This window comes from Pseudoalteromonas haloplanktis ATCC 14393 (genome assembly GCF_000238355.1).
GTDB lineage: Bacteria > Pseudomonadota > Gammaproteobacteria > Enterobacterales > Alteromonadaceae > Pseudoalteromonas > Pseudoalteromonas haloplanktis.
In genome coordinates, this window is record NZ_AHCA01000001.1 from 749,464 (window position 1) to 776,453 (window position 26,990).

Below are 26,990 nucleotides of genomic sequence, written 5' to 3' on the forward strand. Positions count from 1 at the left end.
TAAATGAAGTATTTAATGATGTTACTGCTATTTTGTTTAGCGTTTAGTACACAAGCGAATGATGAGTTACATCAACCTTGGCAACAGTTATTAAATGAGCATGTTAAACCAATCAACCACGGTGCGAGCACCGTGGTTGATTATGCCGCTATTAAGCAGCAACACAGCGAATTAAAAAGCTACCTAGCGTCACTCAGTGCCATTACTGCAACCCAGTTTGCAAGCTGGGACAATCCTAAGCAACTGGCTTTTTTGATCAATGCATACAACGCATGGACGGTCGAACTAATTTTAACTGAATACCCACAGGTTAGATCAATCAAAGACTTAGGGAGTTTTTTTAGCTCCCCTTGGAGCAAAGAGTTTGTATCATTATTAGGCGAAAGTCGCAGCTTAGATAATATTGAACACACGCTTATTCGTGGTAATAATAAATACCGTGAACCGCGTATTCATTTTGCAGTTAATTGCGCCAGTATAGGCTGCCCAGCCCTACGCGAGGAAGCCTATACAGGAGCTAAACTTGACGCTCAACTTGAACAACAAACCACGCGTTTTTTAGCTGATACAACTCGCAATTACGCAAAAGATAATACCCTCTACCTATCATCGATTTTTAAATGGTATCAAGCAGACTTTGCAACAGACTTTCGTGGCGCACAATCGTTATCAGCATTTACCTTATTATACTCAGATGCGCTAAACTTAACGCCAAGCCAACATGCTAAACTTGAAAGTAACACCATGAAAATTAAGTTTTTAGATTACAACTGGGCATTGAATGACAAGCAGTAATTACCTGTTATTACAAGCAAGGCGTATGCAATTTTATGCCTTGCTATTTAGTGTGATGCTTAGCCTTGTATTTTCATCAAACAGCACTGCAAAGCAGTGGCAGAGCGTGCTCGATAACGGCCAAAACCACAACGTCTATTTTCATGCTTGGGGGGGCGATCCGCAAATAAATTCTTATATTCAATGGCTTGCGCAACAAGTTAAACGGCAATACAATATTGATTTACACCATATAAAACTCACCGATACCAGTGAAGCTGTGAGCCGTGTTTTAGCCGAGAGATCAGCAGGCAACCACAGTGATGGTAAAATCGATCTGATATGGATCAACGGTGCAAACTTTGCGGCAATGGCAAAACATGGCCTACTCACTCCTGATTGGGCAAATCAACTGCCTAACTTTGCCCTCACCAACCCCTCTCATAATCCAGCGGTGAGTTTAGATTTTGGGGTACCCACACAAGGTATGGAGTCACCTTGGGGGCAAGCGGCACTTACTTTTTATTACGACAGTGCAGCAATGACCGCTCCACCTAAAACCATTAACCAATTACTCAGTTGGAGCGCCCAACATCAAGGCCGATTTACTTACCCAAGACCGCCTGACTTTATTGGTGTGAGTTTTCTAAAGTATGCGTTAATTAGCCTCACGCCCAAGGCACAACAGTCTTTACTTTATCAACCCGTCAGTAAACAAAGTGCCGCTTTATTATTGCCTAATTTATGGCAGTTTTTAGATGCACTGCATCCTAATTTGTGGCGTTCGGGCCAATATTTTGTCTCTAGCAGTACCGCTCTTCGGCGTTTAGTCGGTGATACTGAACTGAGCTTAGCACTGACGTTTTCAGCGTCTGAAGTACCCGCTGCGGTAGCGCGTTTTGATTTACCTACCAGTATTCGCAGCTATGCCATGAGTGATGGCAGCCTAAGTAATATTCACTTTGTTGCTATTCCCTACAATGCCGCTAATGCAGACAGTGCTAAGTTAGTTGCGAATTTTATGCTTAGTGTGAACGCTCAAGCTAAAAAACAACACCCTGAAATATGGGGTGATAATACCGTACTTGATCTAGCCACTTTGCATCCTGAGCAAGCTGCACAATTTCAATTATCAAATCCGCACCCGAGCAGTTTAGCGCCAAATCATCATAGCCCAGCCCTTGCAGAGCCTCACCCAAGTTGGGTAAAAGTCATTGAACAGCAATGGTTAACCCGATATGGAGCGCAGTAATGATACAGCCGCGTGATTTATTTACTCAAAGCATACAATTAAGTCCTGCGCTATTAATGGCGCTTTTGGTGATCCCCGTTGTTGGTGGGTTAATTGGTGTGTTATTACCCGCGTTTGGCTATATCCCTGCACTGGATAAAACCACCTTCACCCTGAGTGGTTTTTATTCGTTATTTAACACAGCAGGATTTGGCACTATGCTGCTGTTAAGCGCCGTTAGCAGTTTGGTAAGTACATTACTGGCTTTTACGATCACCGTGTTGATTTTAGCCTGTTACTTCAATAGCCCTTGGCTATACCGGATCCAGCGTTTGTTGGGGCCTATTTTAGTGATACCCCATGCGGCTGCCGCCATTGCGATAAGCTTTTTGATCACCCCATCGGGGATGATGTCACGATTGTTCTCCCCTTGGCTTACTCAGTGGCAAAGCCCAGCTGATTGGTTATTGCCACACGACCCATGGGCAATAAGCATGATTTTAGGGTTAACCTTAAAAGAGCTGCCTTTTTTGTTACTGATGGCACTAGGAGCCCTCGCTCAAGCTGATTTGGGCGAAAAATTACGCGCACAGCATAAAGTGGCCATGAGTTTAGGCTATTGCCCTATGACCGCATTTTTTAAAGTTGTGCTACCCAACCTATACCCATTTTTGCGTTTGCCTATTTTAGCTGTGCTTGCCTATGCCAGTGCCAGTGTTGAAATACCACTTATTCTTGGCCCTAATGCTCCTCCTACTCTCGCAGTCGCTATTATGCAATGGTTTAACGATGTTGATTTAACTTTGCGTATTCAAGCCTCTGCGGGGGCAATCATGCAATTACTGTTGACCATGACCTTGCTGCTTAGTTGGTGGCTACTGGAAAAGCTTATAAAAAGGTTTAGCTATAACAGCTTAATCAATGGCAGGCGCGAATATGCCGGGCAGCTTATTATGCGGTTTACTCAGCTATTAACAGTTATTTTGCTCACTGTGATTATGCTTTCATTAATAGGGCTTATTTTATGGTCATTTGCGGGTTATTGGCGTTTTCCTGATGCGTTGCCATCACAATTTGTGTTACTGCATTGGCAGCATGCTTTACAACACATGCAAACACCGTTACTCAACACGATTACAATCGGGTTTATTGCTACTTTTGTGGCTGTTATTCTGACCTTATCTACCTTAGAAGCAGAGCAATTACGCGCGCGTAATTTATCAAACTTTGCCAGTTTACTGATTTATTTACCTATGCTTATCCCAAGTATTGCGTTTTTATTCGGCTTAGTTTGGCTGCAAGAGCAAGTTGGTAGCCATCATGCCTACTTTAACGTTATTTTTGGTCACTTATTATTTGTACTGCCCTATGTGTTTTTATCATTAGCAAGTAGTTACCGGCGTTTAGACCCTCGTTTTTCATATCTTGCAGCAAGCTTAGGTGTCACGCCTAGCAAGGTATTTCTGCGGGTAAAATTACCGCAGTTATTAGCGCCTATTCTGATTGCCTTCGCACTTGGCTTAGCGGTGAGCTTTAGTCAATATTTACCCACCCTGCTCAGTGGCGGCGGGCGTATTAACACCATTACCACAGAAGCTGTCGCCCTTGCCGGTGGAGCAAGTAGACGCGTCAGCGCCGTTTATGCATTAATGCAAATGCTATTACCGGCTATGGCATTTTTACTTGCTTGGTTTATTCCTAAACTTGTTTTTACAAAACAAAATGCAGCGCACTATGTATCAACATCCAGCACTAAAACAACACCCTAAGGCCTAATATGCAGTCGTCACTGAATATAAAACAACTTACTATTTGCCGAGAGAGTACACCGCTACTGTCTATCAATGAATGTATAACAGGCGGTGAAGTGCTCAGTATTATGGGCCCTTCTGGCAGTGGTAAATCCACTCTACTAAATTGGCTTACGGGTATGTTGCCACATGGCTTTAGCGCAAAGGGGAGCTTATTTTTAAATGAGCAAAACATTACGCAGTTGGCCAGCCATCAACGCCATGTAGGCTTGCTGTATCAAGACCCTTTGTTATTTCCGCACTTAAATGTGGCCGATAACATTGCCTTTGCGATGCCTAAAGGCAATAAAAAACAGCGCATAGAAAAAATTAACGATTCACTTAAACAGCTAGGATTAGAGGGCATGGCAGCGCGCCACCCACAGAGTTTATCCGGCGGGCAACAAGCAAGGGTTGCACTTTTACGTGTATTACTGAGCGAGCCTAAAGCCATTTTACTTGATGAACCGTTTAGTAAGCTTGATGCAACACTACGAGAGGATACCCGCGAGCTGGTATTTGCACAAATTCGCCAACATCAACTACCGGCATTAATGGTCACTCATGATATAAGTGATGCACACGCTGCCGCTGGCAAAATTATTACCCTAAGCGCTGATGAGCAGGAAACACGATGCTAGATAAATTTATAACCCCTGTTATTAAACCACTATTAAAACCGGTCGTGATAATACTGGATAAATGCGGCTTAAATGCCGATAAACTTACTGTTATTGGCTTTCTGATTGGTCTACTCGCGCTGCCACTCTTAGCCTTTGAATTATACTATGGTGCTTTACTGGCAATCATTTTTAATCGAATATTTGATGGCCTAGATGGCGCGTTAGCTCGCCATCAGCAACAAAGTTCATCTGCCGGTGGTTTTTTAGATATTTGCCTCGACTTTTTATTCTACGGCGCCATTGTGCTGGGTTTTGCTTTAGCCGATCCGGTGCAAAATGCCCTTGCCGCGGCAATATTATTGCTGGTATTTATTGGTACCGGTTCAAGCTTTTTAGCCTTTGCCATTGCCGCTGAAAAATTTAACTTAGCGAAACCCCAGTTTAAGTATAAAAGTTTTTATTATTTAAATGGTTTAACTGAAGGCACTGAAACCATCGCTTTTTTTGTGGCATTTTGTATTTGGCCGCAGCACTTCACTTTACTTGCTTATAGTTTTGCTGTGCTTGGCGGTATTACTATTTTTACGCGCATTCACGGCGGCTATCATACCTTAAAGCAGGTAAATAATGACGAATGAAACCTTATGGCGATTGGGCGCGTTTCTTACTATTTTAGCGGTTATGATGATAGTAGAAGCAATGCGCCCTGCTCGTACATCACCGGTGGCAGCAGGTAAACGTTGGTTTGCAAACTTTTCCTTAGTCGTACTGGCTTCAGTACTGGCTCGACTAACCATCCCCATAGGGTTAACCAGTGTTGCCCTTTACTGCCAACAACACTCAATTGGTCTGTTTAATCAATTAGACTTACCTTTTGAGCTGGTGATCGTAATCAGTTTACTGTTACTTGATGTGGTTATTTATTGGCAACATCGGTTATTTCATAAAGTGCCGCTGCTATGGCGTTTACATCGGGTACATCATGCAGACCCCCATGTAGATACCAGTACTGGGCTGCGCTTTCATCCTATTGAAATTGTCCTCAGTATTGTTATCAAACTGGTTATTGTCGCCGTGTTTGGCGTACCAGCAATTGCCGTATTAATATTTGAAATTGCCCTCAACGGCTTTGCCTTGTTTAATCACGCCAATATTAGCCTGCCGACTAAACTTGAACGTGCATTGCGTTATGTGCTTATTACCCAACAATTACATCGCATTCATCACAGCCAAATTCCGGCTGAAACTAACAGTAACTTTGGGTTTAGTGTCACTTGGTGGGATCGCCTCTTCGGCAGTTATAAAACCACAGCGCAGCAACCAGACTCGCAACTAACGATTGGTTTAAAGCAATACCCGACAGAAAAACACCATACATCTTTAATTGCATTATTTTTAATGCCATTTAAAAATTAAGCAAAGATAGGCACCCCATATTGATATCCAGCAATTTGCTGGTATTATAAACAATTATGTAAATAATTTATTTGCCAACAAACGCTTAGTGTTTACAGTTATAGACAATACCAAGGTAGGTACGAAACACCAACGCCCTTGGTAATAAACAAAGCTCTTCGTTAGCTTATCATTGATGTATTCACTGTTAGTAAGGAACTAAAATGGCGAGTATTAGTGATCCTAAAACAATTATTTTAACAAGCTTAAATAGCCCGTTCGTTGCTCGTCGGCTAACAACATCTAACACTCATAGACCTATTCTTGTTGACCGTTTATTTTTTACTTACTTCCCTATAAATTTAAAGTTCCTATATATTTTAGTGGCAACAAATACGGATAAAATTTACTACAGTTACCAGAGGGTAAGTCATTACCTGAATACTTCATTTAACAAACATGAAAGGATTAGTCATGAAATATCAAATGATTAGCATTTTATCACTGCTACCTTTAGCGAGTGTGATAGCTGCTGAAGAAAAAGCAGTACAGGATATGTCAGATCCACTGGCAATTTACACTCAAGTGGGGGCGGGAGTAACAGATAAGGGAATTAATCTCAAAGTAGGACAAGCCTATGATACCGGAGATAGCACGACGGCGGCAATGAACATTATTGAAGTGAAAGGAATTTTAGGCGATACCTTAGGTTGGCAGAGTGACAACCTGACAACCAATTCAATCGACTCATTTCGATTTCGTAACTTCACCACTACACTTACTAATGGTACTGCGACACAAATTGATGCAAACTATAATTTACGAGGTAACCTCACTGCGGAGGAAACCATGGATGTATCATATAGTTTTATTAAAGCTCTTCCTCCTAAAGGCAAATTTACCTTTTACCCTCTTGCGGGTGTAGGTGTTTCAGTTGGTGAAAATGCCTTAGAAGATGATGGCTCTATTGACAGTGGTTATTCAACTATGGGAGTCTACGGCCTTATTGGTATGTACTCGAAACTAGCAATAACTGATAAAATCTGGATCAACTACAACCCATTTTGGTTATCAACAATTGCAGGCTCTGATAACTATAAAGATAATTACTATGGAGTAGATCAAAGCCATATTTTGACCCATGAATTTGCACTTAGTTATCAAATAAACCCGCGAATGAATTTACGTTATTTTGCAAACTGGAATGAAAACGTCGATTTTTTTGATGGCGACCAACGTATTGAGTTCAATTATCAACTTTAATACCCTCATTACTCCAACCAATTCATCGCCTAGTCACTGCGCTAGGCGTAAACTTATAGAGTAAACATGCTATCTACTTTTGCTTTTATCCGCTCAATTAGTCTTTGTCTACTAATTTTAGCATTCACTTTCGCAAGTGGTTGTACAAGCCTTACAGAACAGCAACGGCTGGATACTCAGCAAAAAATAATCGATAAAAATCAGCAGCTTTTAGCAATATTCACTAAAAAGCAACCAAGTATAAGCAATGACTTACACAATGCTGTGGGTTATATGGTCTGTGAAACAAACCGCATGATGTTAATCGCCCTTGGTGGTCAAAGCGGTTTATGCTTATTAACAGATAACAGTAAAGGCAAACAGACAGTTCTCGATTTAAACAGCGTTAACTTAGGTGTCGGCTTAGGGGCAAGTCATAACCAATATCTAATTACCTTTCAAGATCCCGATGTCATGTATAAGGTTAAGGATGGTCATTTCAGCATCAAATTAAATAACGTTACCAAAAGTGTACAAACAAGCCCAACGACAGCCATAAATTACGAAAGCAAAATAAACCTATACTCTCTCAATCAAGAAGGTTCGATCGCTTCTTTAGCTGTTGGTGCTTTAGCTATTACCCCCAATAAGTCACTCAACGATCCCGAATTTGCACTAAGCAATATACCCACAAAAACAACGCAATCTCAAACCACACAGTGGCCCTACGCATTGCCTTTTCTAGCAGATCAGGTTATTGCTAAAGGCTACCAGTTACCTAAACCTTACGGCATGGGTTTTACTTATGTGAGTGTTGAACAACAGATGTCATTAACCCAGTTGCAAGTTGGCTTTAATGGCAATGGTACGCAACCATTTGATTTTGTAAGCTTTGACACACCGATCACCTCACTCACTACGTTACAATTAAAAGCGGATATGTGGGTACTACCATTTATGAATGTATTCGCCACAATAGGAAAAGTTGAAGGTGATTTACATGCCAATGTACTCATTGATGGCGACACTATGCTCGCCCAGCTAGGAGAAGATTGTCAGGGTTTTATCAAACCTCTGAGCTGTCGTTTACTCGAAAATAAACTCTTTACCTTACCTATTCGCGCTAATGTTAATCCTACTACTTACGGTATCGGAACAATTATCGCAGGCGCGTGGCAAGATTGGTTTGTTACATTGCCAGTAAATATAACATGGAGTCAATCCAGTCGTAACGTATTAGATGGTCGCTCAATTACTATAACCCCCAGGGGGGGACGTATTCTTCATTTACCTCGTCTTGGTCGTTTATCACTATTCTTGGGTGGCAATTATTTAGACAGCCACAATACAGTTACAGGCAGCTTAACAAGCGAAGCTGGCTTCAGCCTAGATTATCAAGTAAGCCAAGCCAATGTTGAACGTTGGAATCTAGTAACAGGTTTTAATTGGGATATCAGCAGCAGCTTATCACTGAATGTAGAATATAATGGGTTTATTGGCGATCGCGATGCGATCATTGCAGGACTAACTATTCGTTATTAATCAAGGAAAGTGTAATGCGTAAATATTCAATATCATTATCCAGCGTTTTTGCGTGCTTATTGATAAGCCCAGCCGCGAATGCTGATTTTCTTAATGAGTATGTGATTGACCCTGAAGATGGTCAACTCGATGCCAGTCGTTACATTTCACAAACACCATTGGGCTTTTTACCCGTTCCGTCTATTATCACTGAGCCAGCTGTAGGGACTGGTTTAGCATTGATGGGATTATTTTTCCATGATACAGATAAAAACAAACATACTGAACACACAGAAAAGCCTTTGCTACCAAAAAGTATCAGCATTGTTGGAGCGATGAAAACAGAAAACGGTACTTGGGGCGCAGGCGTTGGTCATATTGCCTTTTGGCAAGAAGATACCCTCAGATACCGAGGCTTTGCAGGTTACGCTGATATTAATTTAGACTTTTACTCATTAGCGGGTCGCGAACTAAATAAACCAATTGCACTGAACTTACATGGCCCAGGTGTGCTACAACAACTCACCAAACGCATTCCAGACAGTAATTTTTTTGCTGGCGTTAAACAGTTTTACCGTGGTGTTGATATCGCCCTTGCCGAACCTTTATTAACTGGTAATAATATTATAGATGAGCAGTTAGCAGCGCTTGATAATCAACTCAGTAAAAAAATCACTACCTCTGGGCTTGGTGGTGTATTAGAATTTGATAATCGAAACAACCCCTTAAACCCAGAAAAGGGCTTTAATTATCGAGCTGAATACATGCTGTTTAACGATGCTATTGGCAGTGATGTGGATTATCAGTCAACGCAAATTAAAGGCCTAAACTATTGGCAACTAAGTCCAAAAACTAATTTTGCCTTTCGTTATCAATACGATGGTGTGTTTGCCGATGACGATACCAAATTGCCCGTTTATGTGCTGCCTTTTATAGACTTACGCGGGATTGCGAAATCTCGTTATCAAGGCACTGATGTGCTAGTCACCGAAGTTGAATTAACCTATAAAATAAATCAACGATGGCGAGTTAACGGGTTTACAGGCCTTGGAAAAGCAAGTTACAGTTTTTCAGATATTGGCAGTGCTGACTCACAAACCACCCTTGGTGCAGGTTTTCGCTATTTAATTGCAAAACGCTACGGCTTTACAATGGGCCTTGATATAGCCAAAGGCCCCGAAGAAAGCACCATTTATATTCAAGCTGGTAGTTCATGGTAAAACTGCACACACACAGTGGAGGAAGCAACGCTTCCCTCACTGACTACAATTTGTCCTAAACTAAGTAATCACGCTATTTTTTATAGATAACTGACCAATCATTTTTCATATCAACAACGACCCAGTTGTCTTTTTTCGCTTGTACTAATGCTTTATCTAAACCACCAATTTTTGAGCCTTTATCATATGCCCATTCACGCTTTTCGTCGGTATGATGAATCAGCATAGAGAAACGTTCGCCAGAACCGGCCTTAGTCCACTCAAGCATTTCTCTGTCGCCGTCAGAATTGCCAACAGCAATAACAGGGCGCTTCCCTATTGCTTGATAAATACCGATAGGCTTACCTGCTTTATCATCATTAAAATCTAATTTTGGCAATCTTACAATTTGTGGAACACCATCAATCACTTTATATTCTGAGGCGACACGGCTACCAATAATTTGCTCGCTTGGAATACCATATACAGCGGGAGCCCAAGCACGCATAAACTCAACTCCGCCACCAGAGACTATAAAGGTTTTAAAGTCATGATCACGTAAATAGCTTAATAGTTCGAGCATAGGTTGATAAACCATATCCGTAAAAGGCTTGTTCGTGACTGGGTGTTTTGCTGAGCTCATCCAGGTTGAAACTTGTTGCGTAAATTCATCGCTGGTGATGCCTGTATGAGTATTCATCACTAATTCAACTAAGTCTTTTTCAGTCATGTGAGCAGGCATTTTGCCTTTTAGAATATCAGCATATGGCTGTGTGGTTTTCCACTGTGGATGCGCTGGTGCCAGCTTTTTAACTTGCGCTAAGGCAAAAAACAGTTGGAAATAAGCGGGTTGCTCTGCCCACAGCGTACCGTCATTATCAAATACCGCAATCCTATCAGCAACAGCAACAAAGTCTTCAGAACCTTCCGTCGTGGTTTTTTTCACAAACTCCATGATTGCACTTTTGCTTGCCCCTTCCTGCCATGACGCTAAAGGCTCGGCTGTCACATAGGCAGTAAAAACAAAACTGGCTATCAACAGTAAGGATTTAAATAATTTCATACAAACTCCTTTTTAAAGGTAAAAAGCCAATTTCAAATGAAATTGGCTTTAAATTTTATTATCTAACTAGCAATAACGTTTAGTTGCGCGGAACTAACGCATCTAGTTCAGCCAGTTTTTTCAGCGCATCTTGCTGTCTAAATGTGTCATAGCTAATGTTGCTTGAACTTAAGCTAGAACCCATTTGGAAAGGATAATCAGGAATAGTCTTTAAGAATTCCATAACCTTCTGCTGTACTGGTACAAATAACCACATAGTGTTTTCTGCATACCATTTTAAGTACATTCCAGACTCAAGCGCACCTTTTTGATATGGGTCTTGACGAAGGTTGATGATTAACGGCCATGCAGGAGTTTCACGAGTTGCCGTATTAATACCACCAGAAAGTGTTGCGAAGTGAATTTTCCAATCATTCCAACGTACCGCATTTAGCTCGCCCGTTGCACCAAAGTAGAAGATGCTATCACGTGGTGATTTATCTACTTTACCTTCAAAAAACGGCTTCATGTTGTAACCATCTAGGTGAACACGCCATTTTTTACCATTTGCACGGTAACCCTTTTTCAGTTTTTCAACTACATTAGGCTCACCTGCCGCTGCTAAGAAAGTAGGCATCCAGTCTTCTTGCGAAATGATATCGTTGATAATTGTACCTGGCTTAACAGTACCAGGCCAACGAACCATCATAGGAACACGGAAACCACCTTCCCATGTGGTGCCTTTCTCACCGTGGAACGGTGTTGTACCACCATCAGGCCAGCTAATAGTTTCTGCGCCGTTATCGGTTGAATATACAACAATCGTGTTATCTGCAATTTTAAGCTCATCAAGCTTATCAAGTAGCACACCTACGGCTTTATCATGCTCAGCCATACCATCTGGGTATAAACCTTTACCCGTTACGCCAACCGACTCTTCTTTTAAGTGAGTCCAAACGTGCATACGTGTTGCATTCATCCACATGAAGAATGGTTTTTTCTGTTTAACAGCGCGTTCCATAAAATCTAAACCAGCAGCCATAAACTCGTCATCCGCATGTTCCATGCGTTTTTTAGTTAATGGACCAGTATCTTCAATTTTACCGTCAGCAGTTGCTTTAAGCACGCCACGAGGACCATATTTTTTACGGAACTCAGGGTCTTTAGGGTAAAAGTAACCTTCTGGCTCTTCTTCAGCGTTTAAGTGGTACAGATTACCAAAAAACTCATCAAAACCGTGGTTAGTAGGTAAGTGTTTATCTTGATCGCCTAAGTGGTTTTTACCAAATTGGCCTGTCATATAACCTTGTTCTTTTAATAAATCACCAATAGTTGGTGACCAATCAGGAATACCATGGTCAGAGCCCGGCATACCAATTGTTAACAAACCAGTTCTAAACGGGTGTTGTCCTAAAATAAACGATGCGCGGCCTGCGGTACATGATTGCTGCGCGTATGAATCGGTAAACATTGCACCATCTTTAGCAATGCTATCAATATTCGGCGTTTTATAACCCATAATACCGTGATTGTAAGCACTGACATTATGTACACCAATATCATCCCCCCAAATAACCAATATATTTGGTTTGTCTGCAGCGTGCGCTGAACCAACTCCCATCGCAAGTGCTGCAACTGCAACTAATTGCTTAATGTTCGATTTTATAGAAATCACCTGTATACTCCTTGTTATAAACAAACGTAATTACATGTCTAATTTTATAGACTAGTTTAAAGCTATACTATTTCAACTATATTGCAACGAAAAATTATCATCTGTTATGTTTCATATTTAATACACTCTGTAATTATATATGTATAAAAGGTACACGGGTAATTATTCTTGTAAAATAAACACTTCTTGCAACTGAGCCCCTCAGTAAGCTTTACTATGCTACTCCTGTACTGGTATAAATAAATAGAGAAACCAAACGATGCTGTTCGCACAAGGATAATTATAAATGCGATTTCTATTTTTAATCATATGGCTATATGCTCTCTTAGTCCCCGATACTGTTAATGCTAACGAACAAACATGTATTTCATGTCATAAAGAGCAGGTGGAAGATTGGCAACGTTCAGATCATTTCCATGCAATGGAAACCGCAACGTTGCAAAATGTGTTAGGCAACTTTAATAACCAAACTCTAGATTACCAAGGCCAACAGGCTCGCTTTTACACCGACAATGAAAAGTTAATAATCACTATGCCCGATCTAGACGGTAAATTAACAAATTACCCTGTGTTGTATACTTTTGGCTATCAACCTCTACAGCAATATATGTTCGACATGGGCAAAGGCAGAATTCAATTATTTCCATTTGCTTGGGACTCTCGTTCAAAGGACGAAGGCGGTCAACGTTGGTTTGTACTTCACCCTGAACAAAAAGAGCATGATTTATTCCATTGGTCACAAATGGGGCAAAACTGGAACCATATGTGTGCAGATTGCCACTCCACTGACTTTAAAAAACAATTTGACTTAAAAACTAACGAGTTTAATTCAACATTTAGTGCCATGAATGTGAGTTGTAACGCATGCCATGGCGATTCAAAGCAACATATAAACTGGGCAAATGGCGATACAAAGGTTAAGAATAAAGGCTTTGCGATTGATATCAGTAAGAAGACGCCACTTTTTATTCGTCAACCAGATGGAAGCATGAAAAGTGCGCAGCCACTTAAAGATTCACAACAGATTCAAGTATGCGCTACATGCCATGCAAGACGCAGTCAATTAAATGATCGAACAGAACCACATAATTTTTTAAAAGAATTCCAGCCATCGCTGATCACACCCGAGCTCTACCATGTTGACGGCCAAGTGTGGGATGAGGACTATGTGTGGGGTTCTTTTGAACAAAGTAAAATGTTTGCAGCAGGTGTCACTTGTAGTAACTGCCATAATCCACATTCAGGAAAGTTAAAGCTACCCGCTAATCAAACATGTACTCAATGCCATACTAGCGAAGTATTTGACACTCCTGATCACCACGGCCACAAAGTTGATACCACCGGGAGCCAGTGTGTTGACTGTCATATGCCGGCGACAACTTATATGCAAGTTGATGCCCGACGGGATCATAGTTTTAGAGTCCCTCGTCCTGATTTAACGTTGAAAACTCAAGCTCCCAATGCATGTAATAGTTGCCATCAAGATAAAACCCCACAATGGGCGGTTAAAAATATCAAAACATGGCATCCAGATTCAAAGCATATGGGTAGCGATCATTTTTCATTAGCATTTCATGCCGCAGATAACCGCTTACCCAATAGCTCAGCAATGCTGACTAAAATTGCGCAAAATAAAGAGTTTCCGAATATCATTCGCGCATCAGCCTTAAGCCGCTTGGCCAACACAGCAGACAATAATGCTGTTGTCGCTATCGTCAGAGCAGTAAAAGAAAATGAAATTTTAAAGCGCCAAGCTGCTATTACAGCGGCTATGCCCTATGAGATCTCGCAGCGCTGGCGAATGATTAATAGCTTACTTGATGATGAACATTTAGCTATTCGTAGTGAAGCCGCAAGAGCATTAGCAGCCATGCTCGTTGAGCCATTTCCTGGTGGGTTAAATGAAACAGATACACAGCGCTTAAATAATGGCTTAAATGAATATAAGCAAACCCAAACTTACCAAGCTGAACGTGGCTTTTCGCACACTAATTTAGGTAACTTAGCGCTCGAACTAAACAAACCTGAACAGGCAAAAGAACATTATTTAACCGCAATACAAGTTGAAAATATCTTTATTCCGAGCTATGTTAATCTAGCTGACTTATATCGTACTCAAGGTGATGAAAAGGCGGCAAAAAGTATTTTACTACAAGGACTAGAAATAAACCCTGAAGCTGCTGATTTACATTATTCACTAGCAATGAGTTATATCAGGACTAAAGATAAAAAAACGGCATTGCCGCATTTAGCAAAGGCAGCCAGTTTCGCTGAAAATAATGCGAATTACAGCTACACTTATGCTTTACTATTGCAGGATATGGGTCAAATGGAACACGCCTTAATCGCTTTACGAAAGGCATTTCAAATTACCCCTAACAACCCCGATATTAGCTACAGTTTAGCGCAAGCCTACTTAGCTAAAAAGCAATACGAAGAAGCATTAAGATATGCTAGAAACTTAGCACAATTAGTTCCTGGCAACCAACAAATACAAGAGTTTATACAACAAATACAAATGATGCAGAGCCTAAATCATTAAGGAAAAGAGCATGGAGACACTCGCACAAATAAAGCAATTACAAACACAAATGGCTAGCAGTATTATAGGTCAGCAAGATGTAATTGAACGTTTATTAATTGGTTTACTTGCCAATGGTAACTTATTGATTGAAGGCCTGCCGGGTCTTGCAAAAACCCGTGCAATAAAAGCCTTAGCTAAAAACATCGACAGTCAATTTAGTCGAGTGCAGTTTACTCCTGACTTATTACCATCAGATATCACTGGGTCTGAAGTCTATTTCCAAACGCAAGATGGTGGCGAATTTAAATTCGACCCAGGCCCATTATTTGCCAATATCGTCCTCGCTGATGAAATTAACCGTGCGCCAGCAAAAGTCCAATCTGCACTGCTTGAAGCAATGGAAGAAAGACAAATAACGGTTGCGGGTAAAACCCATAAAATGGACCCCCTGTTTATGGTATTAGCCACACAAAATCCTGTTGAACAAGAAGGTACCTACCCGTTACCAGAAGCTCAGATGGACCGTTTTTTAATGCAAGTCAACATCGTATATCCTAGTGTAGATGACGAAGTTGACGTTATTGGGTTAGTTCGTCAAGAAGAACAAAGTCTTTATAATACCGCCGCTGAAGAACAAACTGACAGCATCGAAAAACAGCTATTACCGCAACAAGTCATTTTTGATGCCCGCAAAGAAATTGCCAATATTGCAGTAAGCCCCGAAATGGCACGCTATATTGCCGATATAGTATACGCTACTCGTACGCCTGAAAAATATGACGAAGAACTTGCCAGTTGGATCGATTTGGGTGCTTCACCTCGAGCTTCAATCAGCTTAGATAAATGCGCTCGTACCCATGCATGGCTTGCAGGTCGTAATGAAGTGCTGCCTGATGACATTCGTAGTATTGCTGTAGATGTATTACGTCATAGATTAAGTTTAAGTTATCAAGCACAAGGTGCGGGTATACAAAGCCACGATGTAATCGCCAAAATAATTGAGTTAGTTGCCCTGCCATAAGGAGCATGACATGGCTGTTTCACAATCGCACTTAGACCAGCGCATATATAGTGATTTTAAACAATTAAAAAGTCTGCAAAGTCGCGCTCGAAAGCTTAGTTTTTTACCTAAACAGCGCAGTAATAGTGTGTTGGCAGGTAGACATAGCTCTCGTGTTCGTGGCCGTGGTTTAAGTTTTGAAGAACTGAGAGATTACCGTGTGGGCGATGATATTCGCAGCATAGATTGGCGGGTTACTGCGCGCACTGGAAAACCGCATGTACGTGTTTATGCTGAAGAAAAAGATCGCAGTGCTTTGATCCTGATTGACCAACGCGTCAATATGTTTTTTGGTTCAAAACTAAATATGAAATCAGTCACCGCCAGTGAAGCAGCAGCGATCTGCGCTTATAGAATTTTTGAACAAGGCGATCGGGTCGGTGGGGTCATTTTCAACGACACTGAGATAAAAGCTTTTAAGCCCAGTAAAAAGCCGCAAGCACTTGAGCAGTTTATGCACAGTGTCAGTGATTTTAATTTAGCCCTTGATTGCAATCTCCCCAACCCCACTCCCGCCATGACTTTAAACGAACCTCTCGCAGCGGCAACGAAACTGGTTAGTCACGATCAGATGATTATCATTATCAGTGATTTTGATCATGTTGATTTAGCAACCGAGCAATACCTTGCGCAAATGGCAGCACATAATGACGTAATTTTATGTTTAGTAAGTGACGATATTAATCACCAACTTCCTAACGATTTAACACTAAGCGTTAGTGATGGCGAACAGCAAATGATACTTGATACGAGCCATAGAGATGTGCATCAACGGATGCAAGAGACATTCACAAAACGTACTAATAAAATCAAAAATTGGCAACTTTCTATCGGCGTTACTGTTATTGAGCTAAGCGCTTGTGAAGATACGTTAAGTCAATTTTCAAGTGCATTTGCAGTAGGTTAGAGATGGATAATCAAGATTTAGATAACCTCGAGCTCTACCAATTAATGGCGGAAATCAAACCCGTTACCGAACCTGCAGCAATTTCTATGTGGCCTGAAGGTCCTGGGTGGACTGTACTTCTTGGTACAGTTATATTAATTGCTATTACTCTTCTTGCACTGCAGCGCTTTAAACGCTACAAGCAGCGCCATCGTTTTTATGCAATTGATGCAATAAACAACTTAGCCGATGATAGTAGTGCCTTAGCTATCAGCAGTATTTTGAAGCGCTGTGCTTTAAATGACTTTGAACGTTGCGAAATAGCCGCACTAACCGGACCACAGTGGAGTGAGTTTTTAAATACACATTGTGATAAACATACGCATTTTACTGACTTTTATACACTAACAGCAGATCATGATCGCGCAAAACTCAAACAACAAGCCATTACTTGGCTCACTTACTACAAGGTGACGCCATGATCATTTTTAAACACCTATGGATGTTTAGCCTCTTAATCGTGCCCATATTATTAGTATGGTTATTGCCTGCATTTAAACAAAAAACCTTGGCAATTAGGATCCCATTTTTTTCCTTAGCGCATCAAGCCAGTGGCGCAAAAACCACACAAGGCGAACACAGTAATAAAAAATATTTATTTATTTGGTTAAGTGCCGCTTTAATTTGGTTGTCACTTGTTGTTGCACTTGCAAATCCCACGCAACTTGGAGCGCCGGTTAAAAACGAAACAACCAGTCGAGATATTATGTTAGCCATTGACTTATCTGGCTCGATGGATGAACAAGACTTTCCTAGTAACAATGGCGAGCGAATTCAACGCTTACAAGCTGTAAAAAATGTAGTAAGTCAGTATATCAAAGATCGTAAGCACGATCGTATCGGGCTTATTGTGTTTGGCACACAAGCTTATTTACAAGTGCCCTTTACTCAAGATTTACAAAGTGCAGAGCAATTACTTGATAATACCCAAGTGGCTATGGCAGGCCCACATACTGCGATCGGTGATGCAATCGGGCTTGCATTAAAAACCTTTGAATCATCTAAAGTAGAAAACAAAGTACTGATCTTATTAACCGATGGTGCTGATACTGGTTCACGAATGTCCCCTTTAAACGCGGCACAAATTGCAAAACAATCGCAATTGAAAATTTTTACTATTGGGATTGGTGATGAACATGCCGAAGGCCAATATCGCGTTGATTTTGCTACTTTAAAGAAAATTGCCAGTACCGCCGACGGGCAATTTTATAGTGCACAAGACAGTGAATCATTAGAAAAAATTTACCAACAAATCGATCAAATAGCGGCTGTAGTAACTCCGGTAATTACAACACGCAAAGAAACCAGCTTACTACATATACCGTTGTATTTTGCTTTATTGGTTTTTGTATTAGCGCTACTCGCTCAAGTAATTATTGAGCTTTCCAAGCAAAGGCGACAAACAAAGGATGTTGAACATGTTTGAGTTTCACTTTTTGCGGCCATGGACCTTACTGCTGTTACCCGTTGTTATTTTACTTTGCTACATCATCCGTAAAAACCAGCAAAGCAGTAAACACCATACCCATGCTATAGCCACGCATTTAGCATTAGCATTGACACCAAAACAGCGTTTATTTGATAAATTAAAACCTATCGACTTTACCTTAGCCTGTGCAGTGCTATTAATAATCGCTTGCGCAGGCCCTGCTTGGTTTAAACAAACAGATGACAATAGCGATAAAGCGCCGCTCATTGTTTTATTAAAAGTAACTGAAGCCATGCAAGTAAACGATGTATCGCCGACTCGCTTAACCCGCGCTAAGCAAAAAGTTGCTGATTTACTTAGTTATCGCAGTGGTGCTAAAACCGCACTGTTCGCTTATGCCAGCTCCAGTCATAATGTACTGCCTTTTACTGAGGATAGTAGTGTTTTTCAACCATTTTTAGTTGCCTTAGCACCAGATGTAATGCCAGGAAATCATAGTGTAAACGCCGACAATGCAGCTACTGCAATGCAACAAGCAATCACGCTGTTAGAAAAACAACCTTATGCCAGCATTGTGTTAATAGCCGATGATATTAGTCAAGCGCAAGTTGCAGCCTTAAATAAGTTACAACAACCATTTATTTGGTGGCAAATAGCTACAGATAACGGCGGGGTTATAAATTCAACTGATGGTCAACTTCGCTCTGATGAACAAGGCCAAGCGTTGATCATTAAACCTAACTCGAATACTCAGTCATCTTTACAAACGGTAACACACCAAGCACTTACACTTGATATGCAAGATGTTATAGCAATTGATAACTTTGTAGAACAAAATTATCAGCGTCAGCGTGATAACAACAACACCAGCCCTTATCAGGATATGGCATGGTATTTCACATGGCCCGTGCTGTTACTTAGTGCTTTATGGTTTCGAAAAGGCTGGACTTCAATAAATATAGAAAAAAAGCCGCACCAAACCATCCAAACGATTAATCATATTGCGGTATTATTTTTAGCTGGTAGTTTATTAGGTTTTCCAAAAACGAGTTATGCCAGCACTGCCGACTGGTTTTTTACTCGTGATCAACAAGCAATGATGGCTTACAACAACCTTGATTTTGCTCGCGCTGCGACGCTATTTTCTGATCCACAATGGCAAGCAAAAGCATTATTTGAACAGGGTAAATATACCCAGGCTGCTGAAGTTTATGGTTCTTTAGGGACTATAGATGGATTTTACAACCGTGCGACAGCCCTCTTAAAAATACAAGAATTTGAAGCCGCAATAGCAGGCTTTAAGCAAGTGTTAAAACAACAACCCGAACACCTAAATGCACAACGAAATCTAGCGATTGCAGAGCATGCATATGCTGCTGTGATTGCACAAGCTGGCGGTGTGGATGCAGAGCAAAGTATCACCACTGAGGTCGATGGGAATGAAGTAAGTGAGAAGCAAGATGGCAATTCCCAAGATTACCAAGTAACAGACTCTCTTTCTCCTGATGCAAAAGAGCAATGGATGCGCAGTGTTGACTCAGAAATGGGGGACTTTTTAAAAAATAAGTTTGCCACAGAAGCTAACGCTCAAAGGGGGCAATAATGCGATTACTGTTAATTTGTTTACTGGCTTTTTCTGTATTGCCAAGTTTAGCTGCTGAACCAAAAGTAACTGTCAGCATTAGCAATGAAAACCCACTGGTTGGCCAAGTAACGACCGTCAAAGTAAAAGTTTTAGTGCCAACTTGGTTTGCAAAGCCGTTGTATTTTGATGAAGTCGACACGCTGAATGTAATTAGTGTAAAAGGCAATAAAAGTACCTATCCAACTTCTGAGCGTATTGGTAGCGCAACGTGGACAGGTGTTATTAAAGAGTACCCCGTGATTGCAATGACCCATGGCCGTTTTGAATTAACACTACCAACATTAAAAATCCACTTCGTGGATGAAAATAGCCAAACAATCAACCGCGAAATAACTCCCCCACCCGTCTCCTTTAACGCCACGCTACCGGAACTTGCTAAAACTCTGAACCCCATCATTATAGCTGAAAATATTACGCTAGAAGAAGATGTTAATATACCTGACCAATTGATTGCAGGGCAAAGCATACAACGAAAAGTGAGCGCAACAATTACCGAAAGCTCGGCGTTATTTATTCCGCAGCTAATGAATAGTACTAATACAGAACAACAGCAAAGCTACCCTATCACGGCCAGTGTTAGTGACACCCTCAATGACAGAACGGCTGCATTTACAGGTGTACGTACCGAACAGCAAGATATTGTCGTGAAACAAGCAGGTAATCTCACTTTACCTAGTATTACTATAAGCTATTACCAGCCTAGCACTGACAGCGTGCAAACCGCTGAAATTAAAGGCAGCGAAGTGAGTGTAGCCAGTGCACCCGCAAGTTTAACAACATGGTTATGGTGGCTTGTATTAGCCCTAATTGGCTTAGTTATTGTGTGGGTGATCTATCGTATCGCTCAATTTTACTGGCTGCGCTACCAACAAAGTGAACTTGCTCATTTCAGACAAGTAATTCAGCACACTGGTGTGAATAAAGCACACTATAGTGCCTTTATTACTTGGCGAAACAGCTGGCAAAAGGTAATAGATAAAAATAGAGCTTTACAACAACAAAACCAATCGATAACTCTTGATTTTGAACAAGCACTGTATAGCAATAAAGCATTACCCCATGATTTTACCGTACAGTTAAAACAGTTCAGAGTGGCGCTAAAAAATGAAAATAAGCAACAAAAAGATGTATTAAGCCCACTCAACCCTTAGATTAAGAACTGAGTTTTGTAATGCCTGCAACTGAAGCGCTTTACTAATTATTGCTAGATTACTGAAAGTCTATCATTTAAATTAACAACTAAAGCGCTTACACTAAGCCTATGAAACGACTATTCAATTAGGAACTATTACATTGATCAAAATGTTTACACTTTGTTGTATCAGCTTTATGTGTATTTCTTTTTACAGTTATGCCAACAATGCTTATGAAGATCATGTGATAGCCCCCACACAAAAACAATTGGATAATCAAACATCCAAGGCTGATAAGCCTATTTCTTTTTTACCAATTCCGACATTTATAACCGAGCCTGCTGTTGGCCCGGGGCTGGGCATTGTCGGGCTTTTTTTTCATGATAATAAAAATAAAAAGCCAAAAAAAGAAGGCACAACGCTCCCGCAAAGTATCAGTATTGTTGGCGCATTGGCCACTAAAAATGGTACCAAAGGCGGCGCGCTAGGTCATGTAACATTTTGGGATGAAGACCGCATTCGCTATCAAGGCATTATTGGCTATGCCAGTATTAATCTTGATTTTTACACTTTCTCCGATATTGACTTATTCACTCCACTATCACTCAATATTAAGGGGCCCGCGGTACTACAAAACGTAAAAGTGCGTTATCAAGACAGTAACTTCTTTTTTGGCGCTAAACAGTTATATCGTCATGTAGATCTAAGTTTAGCTGACCCTATTTTTCAAGATATCAATATTCCTGACGAGTTGTTAAATCTGCAACTAATACCTGAGATTAACACTTCAGGCTTAGGCGCACTGATGGAGTATGACAGCCGCGATAACCCCCTTAACCCTGAGCAAGGTTTAAACTATAAAGCCGAGTACATGGTATTTAACCAAGCAATTGGTAGTGATATAGATTACACCAGCTTTAAGTTTTCTGCCTTAAACTACTGGGCATTAAACGAAAAAGCCAACTTAGGCCTGCGTGTAGAATTTGATACCGTAAATAATAAAGATGATAGGCAACTGCCAGTCTATATTCCTCCTAGTATCAGCTTACGAGGAGTATCAGCTTCTCGTTATCAAGGGCTCAATGTCTTGGTTACTGAATTTGAAGGCAGTTATAAAATCACCGATAAAATTAAACTCAGTGCATTTACAGGCATGGGTTGGGCAGCAGAGCATTTTTCAACCCTGACTGACGCAAATACAATAAACACTGTTGGCATGGGCTTTAGATACTTAATAGATGAACATTATGGGATCAACATTGGTTTAGATGTCGCTCACGGCCCTGAGCAAGATGTTGTGTATATTCAAGCAGGATCTACGTGGTAAAGTAAACAGGCATAAAATATGCCTATTTAAGTTACAGTAACATTCCGCCAGATACTTCTAAACGCTGCCCAGTCATCCACCGGTTTTCATCACCAAGTAATTGTGCAATCATCGCTCCAATATCAGCAGGTTCACCGACTCGCCCCATCGCAGTTATTGAGCTTATCCTATTATTTATTGCATGATTATCGCGAACGCTACCACCACCGAAGTCAGTGGCAATTGCTCCAGGGGCAACCACATTTACGGCAATATTACGATGCGCAAGCTCTTTAGCTAAATACTTGGTCATCACTTCTACTGCACCTTTCATAGTCGCGTAAGCGGCTTTACCGGGCAACGTAAAACGTGTCAGCCCTGAAGATACATTAACAATGCGACCACCGTCAGCTATATGTGGTGCAAGTGTTTGGGTTAAGAAAAACGGCCCTTTGACATGTACGGTCATTAAACTGTCAAACTGTGATTCAGTAGTATCCATAAATGAATTATCTAAACCAAAGCCAGCATTATTAATTAAGTAATTAAACTGCGGTTGTTGCCAATGGCTGTGTAACACGTGTTGTAATTGAGTACTGAACTCAGTAAAACCAAGTATGTCACTCAAATCTAACTGAATAGCCACAGCTTTAGCCCCTAATTTAGCAGCGTGTTTGACCACCTCATCAGCTTCTTGTTTATGGCTGCGATAGGTAAACACGCTATCGATTTGCTTTTTAGCTAAGCTAAGCACAGTATCTTTCCCCAAGCCCCTGTTTCCGCCAGTGATCACCGCAACTTTATTGTTCATAATTACCTCCTGCTCTAATGTAAAAACCAAGGTGTTACCTAGTCCATAGAAATAAGTATATTTAGTCGACTAAACAAGATAAACACAGTATATTTGATTGCACTGTTCAAAAAATACTAACAATAGTTTACATGAACGAACTCAACGCAATGCGTATTTATATCCGAGTGACTGAACTGAAAAGCTTTTCAGGTGCAGCCACTAGCCTTGGCTTACCTAAATCATCAGTTTCATTAGCAGTACAACAACTTGAAGATATGCTATGTACACGGCTGCTAAATAGAACGACTCGACGAGTAACCACAACCAATGACGGCGAAACATTTTATCATCGTTGTAAAGATATACTGGCTGATATGGAAGAGCTTAAAACTTCTTTTCAGCACTCAGCACACCCTCTCTCAGGACGATTACGTGTTGATATGCCTCAAGCGCTTTGCCGTAATTTAATACTTCCGAAACTACCTGCTTTTCTAAAAATGCATCCCGCCCTTGAAATAGAATTAAGTAGTACCGACCGCAAAGTTGATCTCATTGAAGAAGGTTTTGATTGTGTTTTACGGGTCGGCGAATTAACAGATTCATCGCTAATTGCAAAAAAATTAGGGGAATATAAAATGATCAATTGCGTTAGTTCTGCCTATATTACTGAACATGGTGAAATCACTGAGCTGGCAGATCTACATACCCACTTTATAATTCGTTATAGCCAAAAATTAGGGCAATTTGATCCGGGATTTGAGTATGTTGATAAACATGGTAAAGCACACTTAATCGCAATGTCATCACAATTAACCGTTAATAATACTGATGCCTATAAAGCAGCATGTATTGCTGGTTTAGGACTAATACAAACACCTAAACTTGGCGTGATAAACGAGCTTAATAGTGGTTTGCTACACGAAGTATTACCGCAATATCGTTTGCCAAGTATGCCAATTAATCTACTTTATGCTAATCGCCGCCATGTGCCAAAACGTACACAAATATTTATGGACTGGCTAACAAATCAATTACAGTCCATAACGCACTAACAAAACTTTAACTTAACTGCACAAATAAGTTTTAGAGTATTGTCCTTAACTATGTAAAGATGTGTATTGATCTGTTTAATAAAATCGATGAGGGATTCTATGTACAAAATATGGTTATTAAGTTTATGCTTGATATTCTCAGCTGTAAATTCACACGCTCAGCAAGCCACTGAGCAACTAAGTTATGACGCACAATTAACAGATTATAATTACGATTTCGACATAAGTTATTTTGATGTTGCCTCGCAAGGGTTGGCATTAAAAATGGCGTATATTTACCTACCCGCCAAAGGCGATAAACCCATTGTTACTTTAATGCATGGTAAAAACTTCAACGCCCATTACTGGACAACAACTGCAAACCACCTGCAAAAACTGGGTTACGGAGTGCTTATTCCAGATCAAATTGGTTTTGGCAAATCATCTAAACCTACAAATTATCAATATTCTTTTGCAGCTTTAGCTCATCACACCCACGCCTTAATGGCTTCTTTAAAGATTGAAAAATCAATTGTATTAGGCCATTCAATGGGCGGTATGCTGGCGAGTCGCTTTGCATTAATGTACCCAAGTGTCACGACAAAATTGATTCTGCTTAACCCCATCGGGCTTGAAAACTACCTTGATTATGTGGATTACAAAGACACTGACTTTTTCTATAAAAGTGAGCTTGCAAAAACACCCGCAGGAGTGAAAAAGTATCAGCAAAAAAATTACTATGACGGTAACTGGAATAGCCAATTTGAAGCACTGACACACTTTATAACAGGGCAAATTCAAGGCCCAGATAAAGAACAAGTTGCATGGGTAAACGCTAAAACCTATGACATGATTTTTACCCAGCCAGTTATCACCGAGTTTAGCAACTTCACTATGCCTGTGAAGCTTATAATTGGTACGCGCGACAGAACAGGCCCTGGCCGTAACTGGAAAAAGCAAGGTGTTGATTATGAACTTGGCCGTTACGATAAACTCGGTAAATCAGCGGCAGCATTGATACCCAACGCACAATTATTTGAGCTAGAAAACTTAGGTCATTTACCGCATATAGAAGACTTTGAACGCTTTAAAGCCGTATTTTCAAAAGCGTTAGAAACTAAATAGTGCCTGTGGATATAAAAAGGCTAAAAAGCTTTGTTAGTGTCGCTAAGCATAAAAGCTTTTCACAAGCGGCAAACGAACTACATACTGTACAGCCTGCTATTAGTCGCCATATATCAGCATTAGAGGCTGAGCTTGGCGTTAGTTTGTTTAATCGCAACTCTCGTGATGTGGCAATAACACAAGCAGGTGAACAGCTTTTAAAAGATGCGAGCGCAATTTTGGCACTTGCTGAGCAAGCTAAAACACACGCACAACTGGCACACAACGGGCAAATAGGCACGCTTAATATCGGCTATTTAGGGCCTGCCTGTTTATCGTTTATGGCCAGTTTGGTCAGACGCTATAAATTACAGTTTCCAAAAGTACATGTCACATTATTTGAAATGACAGCAACCGAACAGATTGACGCACTGAATAATGAACGAATAGATGTTGCATTCTCGCGAGAGCTACCGACCTCGATTAATACTCAATATTCCAGTCATAATATCTATATTGATAAGCTCGTTGCTATTGTTAATCAAAGTCACAAATTTGCAGGTAAAAAAGCAATCAATTTAGCGCAGCTGAAAACTGAGCAATTTATTATTTTTAACCGTGATGAAGCATTGGGCTTATTTGACGAAACAATTACGCTGTGTAAGCAAGCGGGGTTTTCTCCCAACCTTGTCAGCCGCCCGCGACACATGCAAACACTCTTAACTGAGGTAGCCGCAGGATTAGGCGTCGCTATTGCCCCTTACTGTGTGAGCAAACTATACAATGCAGGCTGTCATTTTCTTGCCTTAAACAATGTAACCACGCAGATACCGTTACAAATCCAATATAAGCATAATCACCCCAGTGCAACAGTAAATGCGTTTGTCGAAATTGCCTTGAATGCACAAAGTGACATACAACAAAGTATGACTAAACACCTCTAAACAGATCAAAGCAATATCGAAATACAGCGATGCGTTTACATAGAAACACTCATTAATTGCCTAACGAGTGCCAAAGCAGTTAACTACACAAGTTCATGCTTACAAAAGCATTTTTGGTAAGGTTGATAGCGGTCATATAGCCAATTAAATATCAATGTATACACCAGAATAAACACTAAAAAGCCTGCTTCTAAGATTGTCGCGGCTAACCAAGTTATATCTAAATACCACGCCAATGCAGGCAATGTAATTATTACCATTCCCAGTTCAAAACCTATTGCATGAGCAATACGTGTCGCTAACCCTCTTTCTATGCGATTAAAGCCCGCTAACTTGTCGAATATAATGTTGTAAATGTAATTCCACAGCATCGCAAATAACGATAAGCCAATGCCAACAATTGTCATTTTTCCCGCATCAAAGTCGCCAACCATAACCGACGTGGGTATAACAATTGAAAGTGCGATTACCTCAAAAAGCAGCGCCTGAAAAATCCGTTCAATAGTACTCATTATTAAAAAATGCCTGTATATAGTGACTTGGCCGCTATTTTCATCCATTATTTAGATATTAAGTAGTTACA

24 protein-coding genes are annotated in these 26,990 nt (G+C 40.6%); 20 read left to right on the forward strand and 4 right to left on the reverse strand.

Translation table 11 applies throughout. The annotated features are described in order from the left end of the window. Window positions 1-3: 3 nt before the first annotated feature. From PHAL_RS0103050 to PHAL_RS0103095, 9 genes are all read left to right on the forward strand, one after another. Complete coding sequence (locus PHAL_RS0103050; RefSeq protein WP_016706942.1) at window positions 4-795, forward strand: DUF547 domain-containing protein; 792 nt, start codon at window positions 4-6, stop codon at window positions 793-795. 25 nt (window positions 796-820) lie between these two features. Continuing rightward, a complete protein-coding gene (locus tag PHAL_RS0103055) occupies window positions 821-2,026 on the forward strand; it encodes an ABC transporter substrate-binding protein (RefSeq protein WP_374954828.1) in 1,206 nt (401 codons plus the stop codon). Beyond that, window positions 2,026-3,774 carry an ABC transporter permease gene (locus tag PHAL_RS22740; protein WP_016706944.1) on the forward strand — a complete coding sequence of 583 codons (1,749 nt, stop codon included), beginning with the start codon at window positions 2,026-2,028 and terminating at the stop codon, window positions 3,772-3,774. Before PHAL_RS0103055 ends, PHAL_RS22740 begins: the two co-directional genes overlap by 1 nt. Before the next feature lie 8 nt (window positions 3,775-3,782). Beyond that, window positions 3,783-4,436, forward strand: a complete 654-nt coding sequence (locus PHAL_RS0103065) for an ATP-binding cassette domain-containing protein (RefSeq protein ID WP_016706945.1) — start codon at window positions 3,783-3,785, stop codon at window positions 4,434-4,436. After that, window positions 4,430-5,056 carry a CDP-alcohol phosphatidyltransferase family protein gene (locus tag PHAL_RS0103070; RefSeq protein WP_016706946.1) on the forward strand — a complete coding sequence of 209 codons (627 nt, stop codon included), beginning with the start codon at window positions 4,430-4,432 and terminating at the stop codon, window positions 5,054-5,056. The genes PHAL_RS0103065 and PHAL_RS0103070 overlap by 7 nt, the downstream gene beginning before the upstream one ends. After that, on the forward strand, window positions 5,046-5,834 hold the full coding sequence (locus PHAL_RS0103075) for a sterol desaturase family protein (RefSeq protein WP_016706947.1): 789 nt from the start codon (window positions 5,046-5,048) through the stop codon (window positions 5,832-5,834). Before PHAL_RS0103070 ends, PHAL_RS0103075 begins: the two co-directional genes overlap by 11 nt. Before the next feature lie 453 nt (window positions 5,835-6,287). Next, a complete protein-coding gene (locus PHAL_RS0103085; RefSeq protein WP_016706949.1) occupies window positions 6,288-7,076 on the forward strand; it encodes a hypothetical protein in 789 nt (262 codons plus the stop codon). Between the two features lie 66 nt (window positions 7,077-7,142). Then, window positions 7,143-8,597 (forward strand): hypothetical protein, encoded by a 1,455-nt coding sequence (locus PHAL_RS23540; RefSeq protein WP_016706950.1) that lies wholly within the window; start codon window positions 7,143-7,145, stop codon window positions 8,595-8,597. Window positions 8,598-8,611: 14 nt separating this feature from the next. Then, entirely contained in the window at window positions 8,612-9,796 is a 1,185-nt protein-coding gene (locus tag PHAL_RS0103095) for a BamA/TamA family outer membrane protein (protein ID WP_016706951.1), read from the forward strand. A 73-nt stretch (window positions 9,797-9,869) separates the two neighbouring features. Here the strand turns inward: PHAL_RS0103095 and PHAL_RS0103100 are convergent, their stop codons facing one another. Both PHAL_RS0103100 and PHAL_RS0103105 read right to left on the reverse strand, forming a co-directional pair. Continuing rightward, on the reverse strand, window positions 9,870-10,838 hold the full coding sequence (locus PHAL_RS0103100) for an HAD family hydrolase (RefSeq protein WP_016706952.1): 969 nt from the start codon (window positions 10,836-10,838) through the stop codon (window positions 9,870-9,872). Window positions 10,839-10,917: 79 nt separating this feature from the next. After that, window positions 10,918-12,438 carry an arylsulfatase gene (locus PHAL_RS0103105; protein ID WP_080571509.1) on the reverse strand — a complete coding sequence of 507 codons (1,521 nt, stop codon included), beginning with the start codon at window positions 12,436-12,438 and terminating at the stop codon, window positions 10,918-10,920. Between the two features lie 340 nt (window positions 12,439-12,778). Here PHAL_RS0103105 and PHAL_RS0103110 point away from each other — a divergent pair, with 340 nt between their 5' ends. The 8 genes from PHAL_RS0103110 to PHAL_RS0103145 all read left to right on the forward strand — a co-directional run bounded on the left by PHAL_RS0103110 (window position 12,779) and on the right by PHAL_RS0103145 (window position 22,556). Continuing rightward, the gene (locus PHAL_RS0103110; RefSeq protein ID WP_016706954.1) at window positions 12,779-15,034 is read left to right on the forward strand and encodes a tetratricopeptide repeat protein; all 2,256 of its coding nucleotides are present in this window, start codon (window positions 12,779-12,781) and stop codon (window positions 15,032-15,034) included. Window positions 15,035-15,044: 10 nt separating this feature from the next. Then, window positions 15,045-16,037, forward strand: coding sequence for an AAA family ATPase (locus PHAL_RS0103115; RefSeq protein ID WP_016706955.1), 993 nt, complete (start codon window positions 15,045-15,047; stop codon window positions 16,035-16,037). A gap of 10 nt (window positions 16,038-16,047) precedes the next feature. After that, complete coding sequence (locus tag PHAL_RS0103120) at window positions 16,048-16,983, forward strand: DUF58 domain-containing protein (RefSeq protein ID WP_016706956.1); 936 nt, start codon at window positions 16,048-16,050, stop codon at window positions 16,981-16,983. A 2-nt stretch (window positions 16,984-16,985) separates the two neighbouring features. Beyond that, window positions 16,986-17,444 carry a DUF4381 domain-containing protein gene (locus PHAL_RS23545; protein WP_016706957.1) on the forward strand — a complete coding sequence of 153 codons (459 nt, stop codon included), beginning with the start codon at window positions 16,986-16,988 and terminating at the stop codon, window positions 17,442-17,444. Next, window positions 17,441-18,448 carry a VWA domain-containing protein gene (locus tag PHAL_RS0103130; protein WP_016706958.1) on the forward strand — a complete coding sequence of 336 codons (1,008 nt, stop codon included), beginning with the start codon at window positions 17,441-17,443 and terminating at the stop codon, window positions 18,446-18,448. Before PHAL_RS23545 ends, PHAL_RS0103130 begins: the two co-directional genes overlap by 4 nt. Beyond that, on the forward strand, window positions 18,441-20,054 hold the full coding sequence (locus PHAL_RS0103135) for a vWA domain-containing protein (RefSeq protein ID WP_016706959.1): 1,614 nt from the start codon (window positions 18,441-18,443) through the stop codon (window positions 20,052-20,054). Before PHAL_RS0103130 ends, PHAL_RS0103135 begins: the two co-directional genes overlap by 8 nt. Further along, window positions 20,054-21,247, forward strand: a complete 1,194-nt coding sequence (locus PHAL_RS0103140) for a hypothetical protein (protein ID WP_016706960.1) — start codon at window positions 20,054-20,056, stop codon at window positions 21,245-21,247. Before PHAL_RS0103135 ends, PHAL_RS0103140 begins: the two co-directional genes overlap by 1 nt. Before the next feature lie 151 nt (window positions 21,248-21,398). Beyond that, window positions 21,399-22,556 carry a BamA/TamA family outer membrane protein gene (locus PHAL_RS0103145; RefSeq protein ID WP_016706961.1) on the forward strand — a complete coding sequence of 386 codons (1,158 nt, stop codon included), beginning with the start codon at window positions 21,399-21,401 and terminating at the stop codon, window positions 22,554-22,556. A gap of 31 nt (window positions 22,557-22,587) precedes the next feature. Here the strand turns inward: PHAL_RS0103145 and PHAL_RS0103150 are convergent, their stop codons facing one another. Then, the gene (locus tag PHAL_RS0103150) at window positions 22,588-23,346 is read right to left on the reverse strand and encodes an SDR family NAD(P)-dependent oxidoreductase (protein WP_016706962.1); all 759 of its coding nucleotides are present in this window, start codon (window positions 23,344-23,346) and stop codon (window positions 22,588-22,590) included. Between the two features lie 131 nt (window positions 23,347-23,477). Between PHAL_RS0103150 and PHAL_RS0103155 the strand changes: the two genes are divergently transcribed. From PHAL_RS0103155 to PHAL_RS0103165, 3 genes are all read left to right on the forward strand, one after another. Next, entirely contained in the window at window positions 23,478-24,380 is a 903-nt protein-coding gene (locus PHAL_RS0103155; RefSeq protein ID WP_016706963.1) for a LysR family transcriptional regulator, read from the forward strand. Window positions 24,381-24,479: 99 nt separating this feature from the next. After that, window positions 24,480-25,484 carry an alpha/beta fold hydrolase gene (locus PHAL_RS0103160; RefSeq protein ID WP_016706964.1) on the forward strand — a complete coding sequence of 335 codons (1,005 nt, stop codon included), beginning with the start codon at window positions 24,480-24,482 and terminating at the stop codon, window positions 25,482-25,484. 5 nt (window positions 25,485-25,489) lie between these two features. After that, window positions 25,490-26,407, forward strand: coding sequence for a LysR family transcriptional regulator (locus PHAL_RS0103165; protein ID WP_029215997.1), 918 nt, complete (start codon window positions 25,490-25,492; stop codon window positions 26,405-26,407). Window positions 26,408-26,490: 83 nt separating this feature from the next. Here PHAL_RS0103165 and PHAL_RS0103170 read toward each other — a convergent pair whose 3' ends face one another. Next, complete coding sequence (locus PHAL_RS0103170; protein ID WP_016706966.1) at window positions 26,491-26,919, reverse strand: PACE efflux transporter; 429 nt, start codon at window positions 26,917-26,919, stop codon at window positions 26,491-26,493. Between the last annotated feature and the right edge of the window lie 71 nt (window positions 26,920-26,990).

Excerpts from the sequence above, each read along its gene's own strand:
- PHAL_RS23545 (WP_016706957.1), top strand. The coding sequence starts at position 16,986 with ATGGATAATCAAGATTTAGATAACCTCGAGCTCTACCAATTAATGGCG.
- PHAL_RS0103130 (WP_016706958.1), top strand. The coding sequence starts at position 17,441 with ATGATCATTTTTAAACACCTATGGATGTTTAGCCTCTTAATCGTGCCC.
- PHAL_RS0103070 (WP_016706946.1), top strand. The coding sequence starts at position 4,430 with ATGCTAGATAAATTTATAACCCCTGTTATTAAACCACTATTAAAACCG.
- PHAL_RS0103100 (WP_016706952.1), bottom strand. The coding sequence starts at position 10,838 with ATGAAATTATTTAAATCCTTACTGTTGATAGCCAGTTTTGTTTTTACT.
- PHAL_RS0103150 (WP_016706962.1), bottom strand. The coding sequence starts at position 23,346 with ATGAACAATAAAGTTGCGGTGATCACTGGCGGAAACAGGGGCTTGGGG.
- PHAL_RS22740 (WP_016706944.1), top strand. The coding sequence starts at position 2,026 with ATGATACAGCCGCGTGATTTATTTACTCAAAGCATACAATTAAGTCCT.
- PHAL_RS0103095 (WP_016706951.1), top strand. The coding sequence starts at position 8,612 with ATGCGTAAATATTCAATATCATTATCCAGCGTTTTTGCGTGCTTATTG.
- PHAL_RS0103155 (WP_016706963.1), top strand. The coding sequence starts at position 23,478 with ATGAACGAACTCAACGCAATGCGTATTTATATCCGAGTGACTGAACTG.
- PHAL_RS0103105 (WP_080571509.1), bottom strand. The coding sequence starts at position 12,438 with ATGGGAGTTGGTTCAGCGCACGCTGCAGACAAACCAAATATATTGGTT.
- PHAL_RS0103085 (WP_016706949.1), top strand. The coding sequence starts at position 6,288 with ATGAAATATCAAATGATTAGCATTTTATCACTGCTACCTTTAGCGAGT.
- PHAL_RS23540 (WP_016706950.1), top strand. The coding sequence starts at position 7,143 with ATGCTATCTACTTTTGCTTTTATCCGCTCAATTAGTCTTTGTCTACTA.
- PHAL_RS0103050 (WP_016706942.1), top strand. The coding sequence starts at position 4 with ATGAAGTATTTAATGATGTTACTGCTATTTTGTTTAGCGTTTAGTACA.
- PHAL_RS0103160 (WP_016706964.1), top strand. The coding sequence starts at position 24,480 with ATGTACAAAATATGGTTATTAAGTTTATGCTTGATATTCTCAGCTGTA.
- PHAL_RS0103145 (WP_016706961.1), top strand. The coding sequence starts at position 21,399 with ATGTTTACACTTTGTTGTATCAGCTTTATGTGTATTTCTTTTTACAGT.
- PHAL_RS0103140 (WP_016706960.1), top strand. The coding sequence starts at position 20,054 with ATGCGATTACTGTTAATTTGTTTACTGGCTTTTTCTGTATTGCCAAGT.
- PHAL_RS0103065 (WP_016706945.1), top strand. The coding sequence starts at position 3,783 with ATGCAGTCGTCACTGAATATAAAACAACTTACTATTTGCCGAGAGAGT.
- PHAL_RS0103120 (WP_016706956.1), top strand. The coding sequence starts at position 16,048 with ATGGCTGTTTCACAATCGCACTTAGACCAGCGCATATATAGTGATTTT.
- PHAL_RS0103170 (WP_016706966.1), bottom strand. The coding sequence starts at position 26,919 with ATGAGTACTATTGAACGGATTTTTCAGGCGCTGCTTTTTGAGGTAATC.
- PHAL_RS0103075 (WP_016706947.1), top strand. The coding sequence starts at position 5,046 with ATGACGAATGAAACCTTATGGCGATTGGGCGCGTTTCTTACTATTTTA.
- PHAL_RS0103135 (WP_016706959.1), top strand. The coding sequence starts at position 18,441 with ATGTTTGAGTTTCACTTTTTGCGGCCATGGACCTTACTGCTGTTACCC.
- PHAL_RS0103055 (WP_374954828.1), top strand. The coding sequence starts at position 821 with ATGCAATTTTATGCCTTGCTATTTAGTGTGATGCTTAGCCTTGTATTT.
- PHAL_RS0103115 (WP_016706955.1), top strand. The coding sequence starts at position 15,045 with ATGGAGACACTCGCACAAATAAAGCAATTACAAACACAAATGGCTAGC.
- PHAL_RS0103110 (WP_016706954.1), top strand. The coding sequence starts at position 12,779 with ATGCGATTTCTATTTTTAATCATATGGCTATATGCTCTCTTAGTCCCC.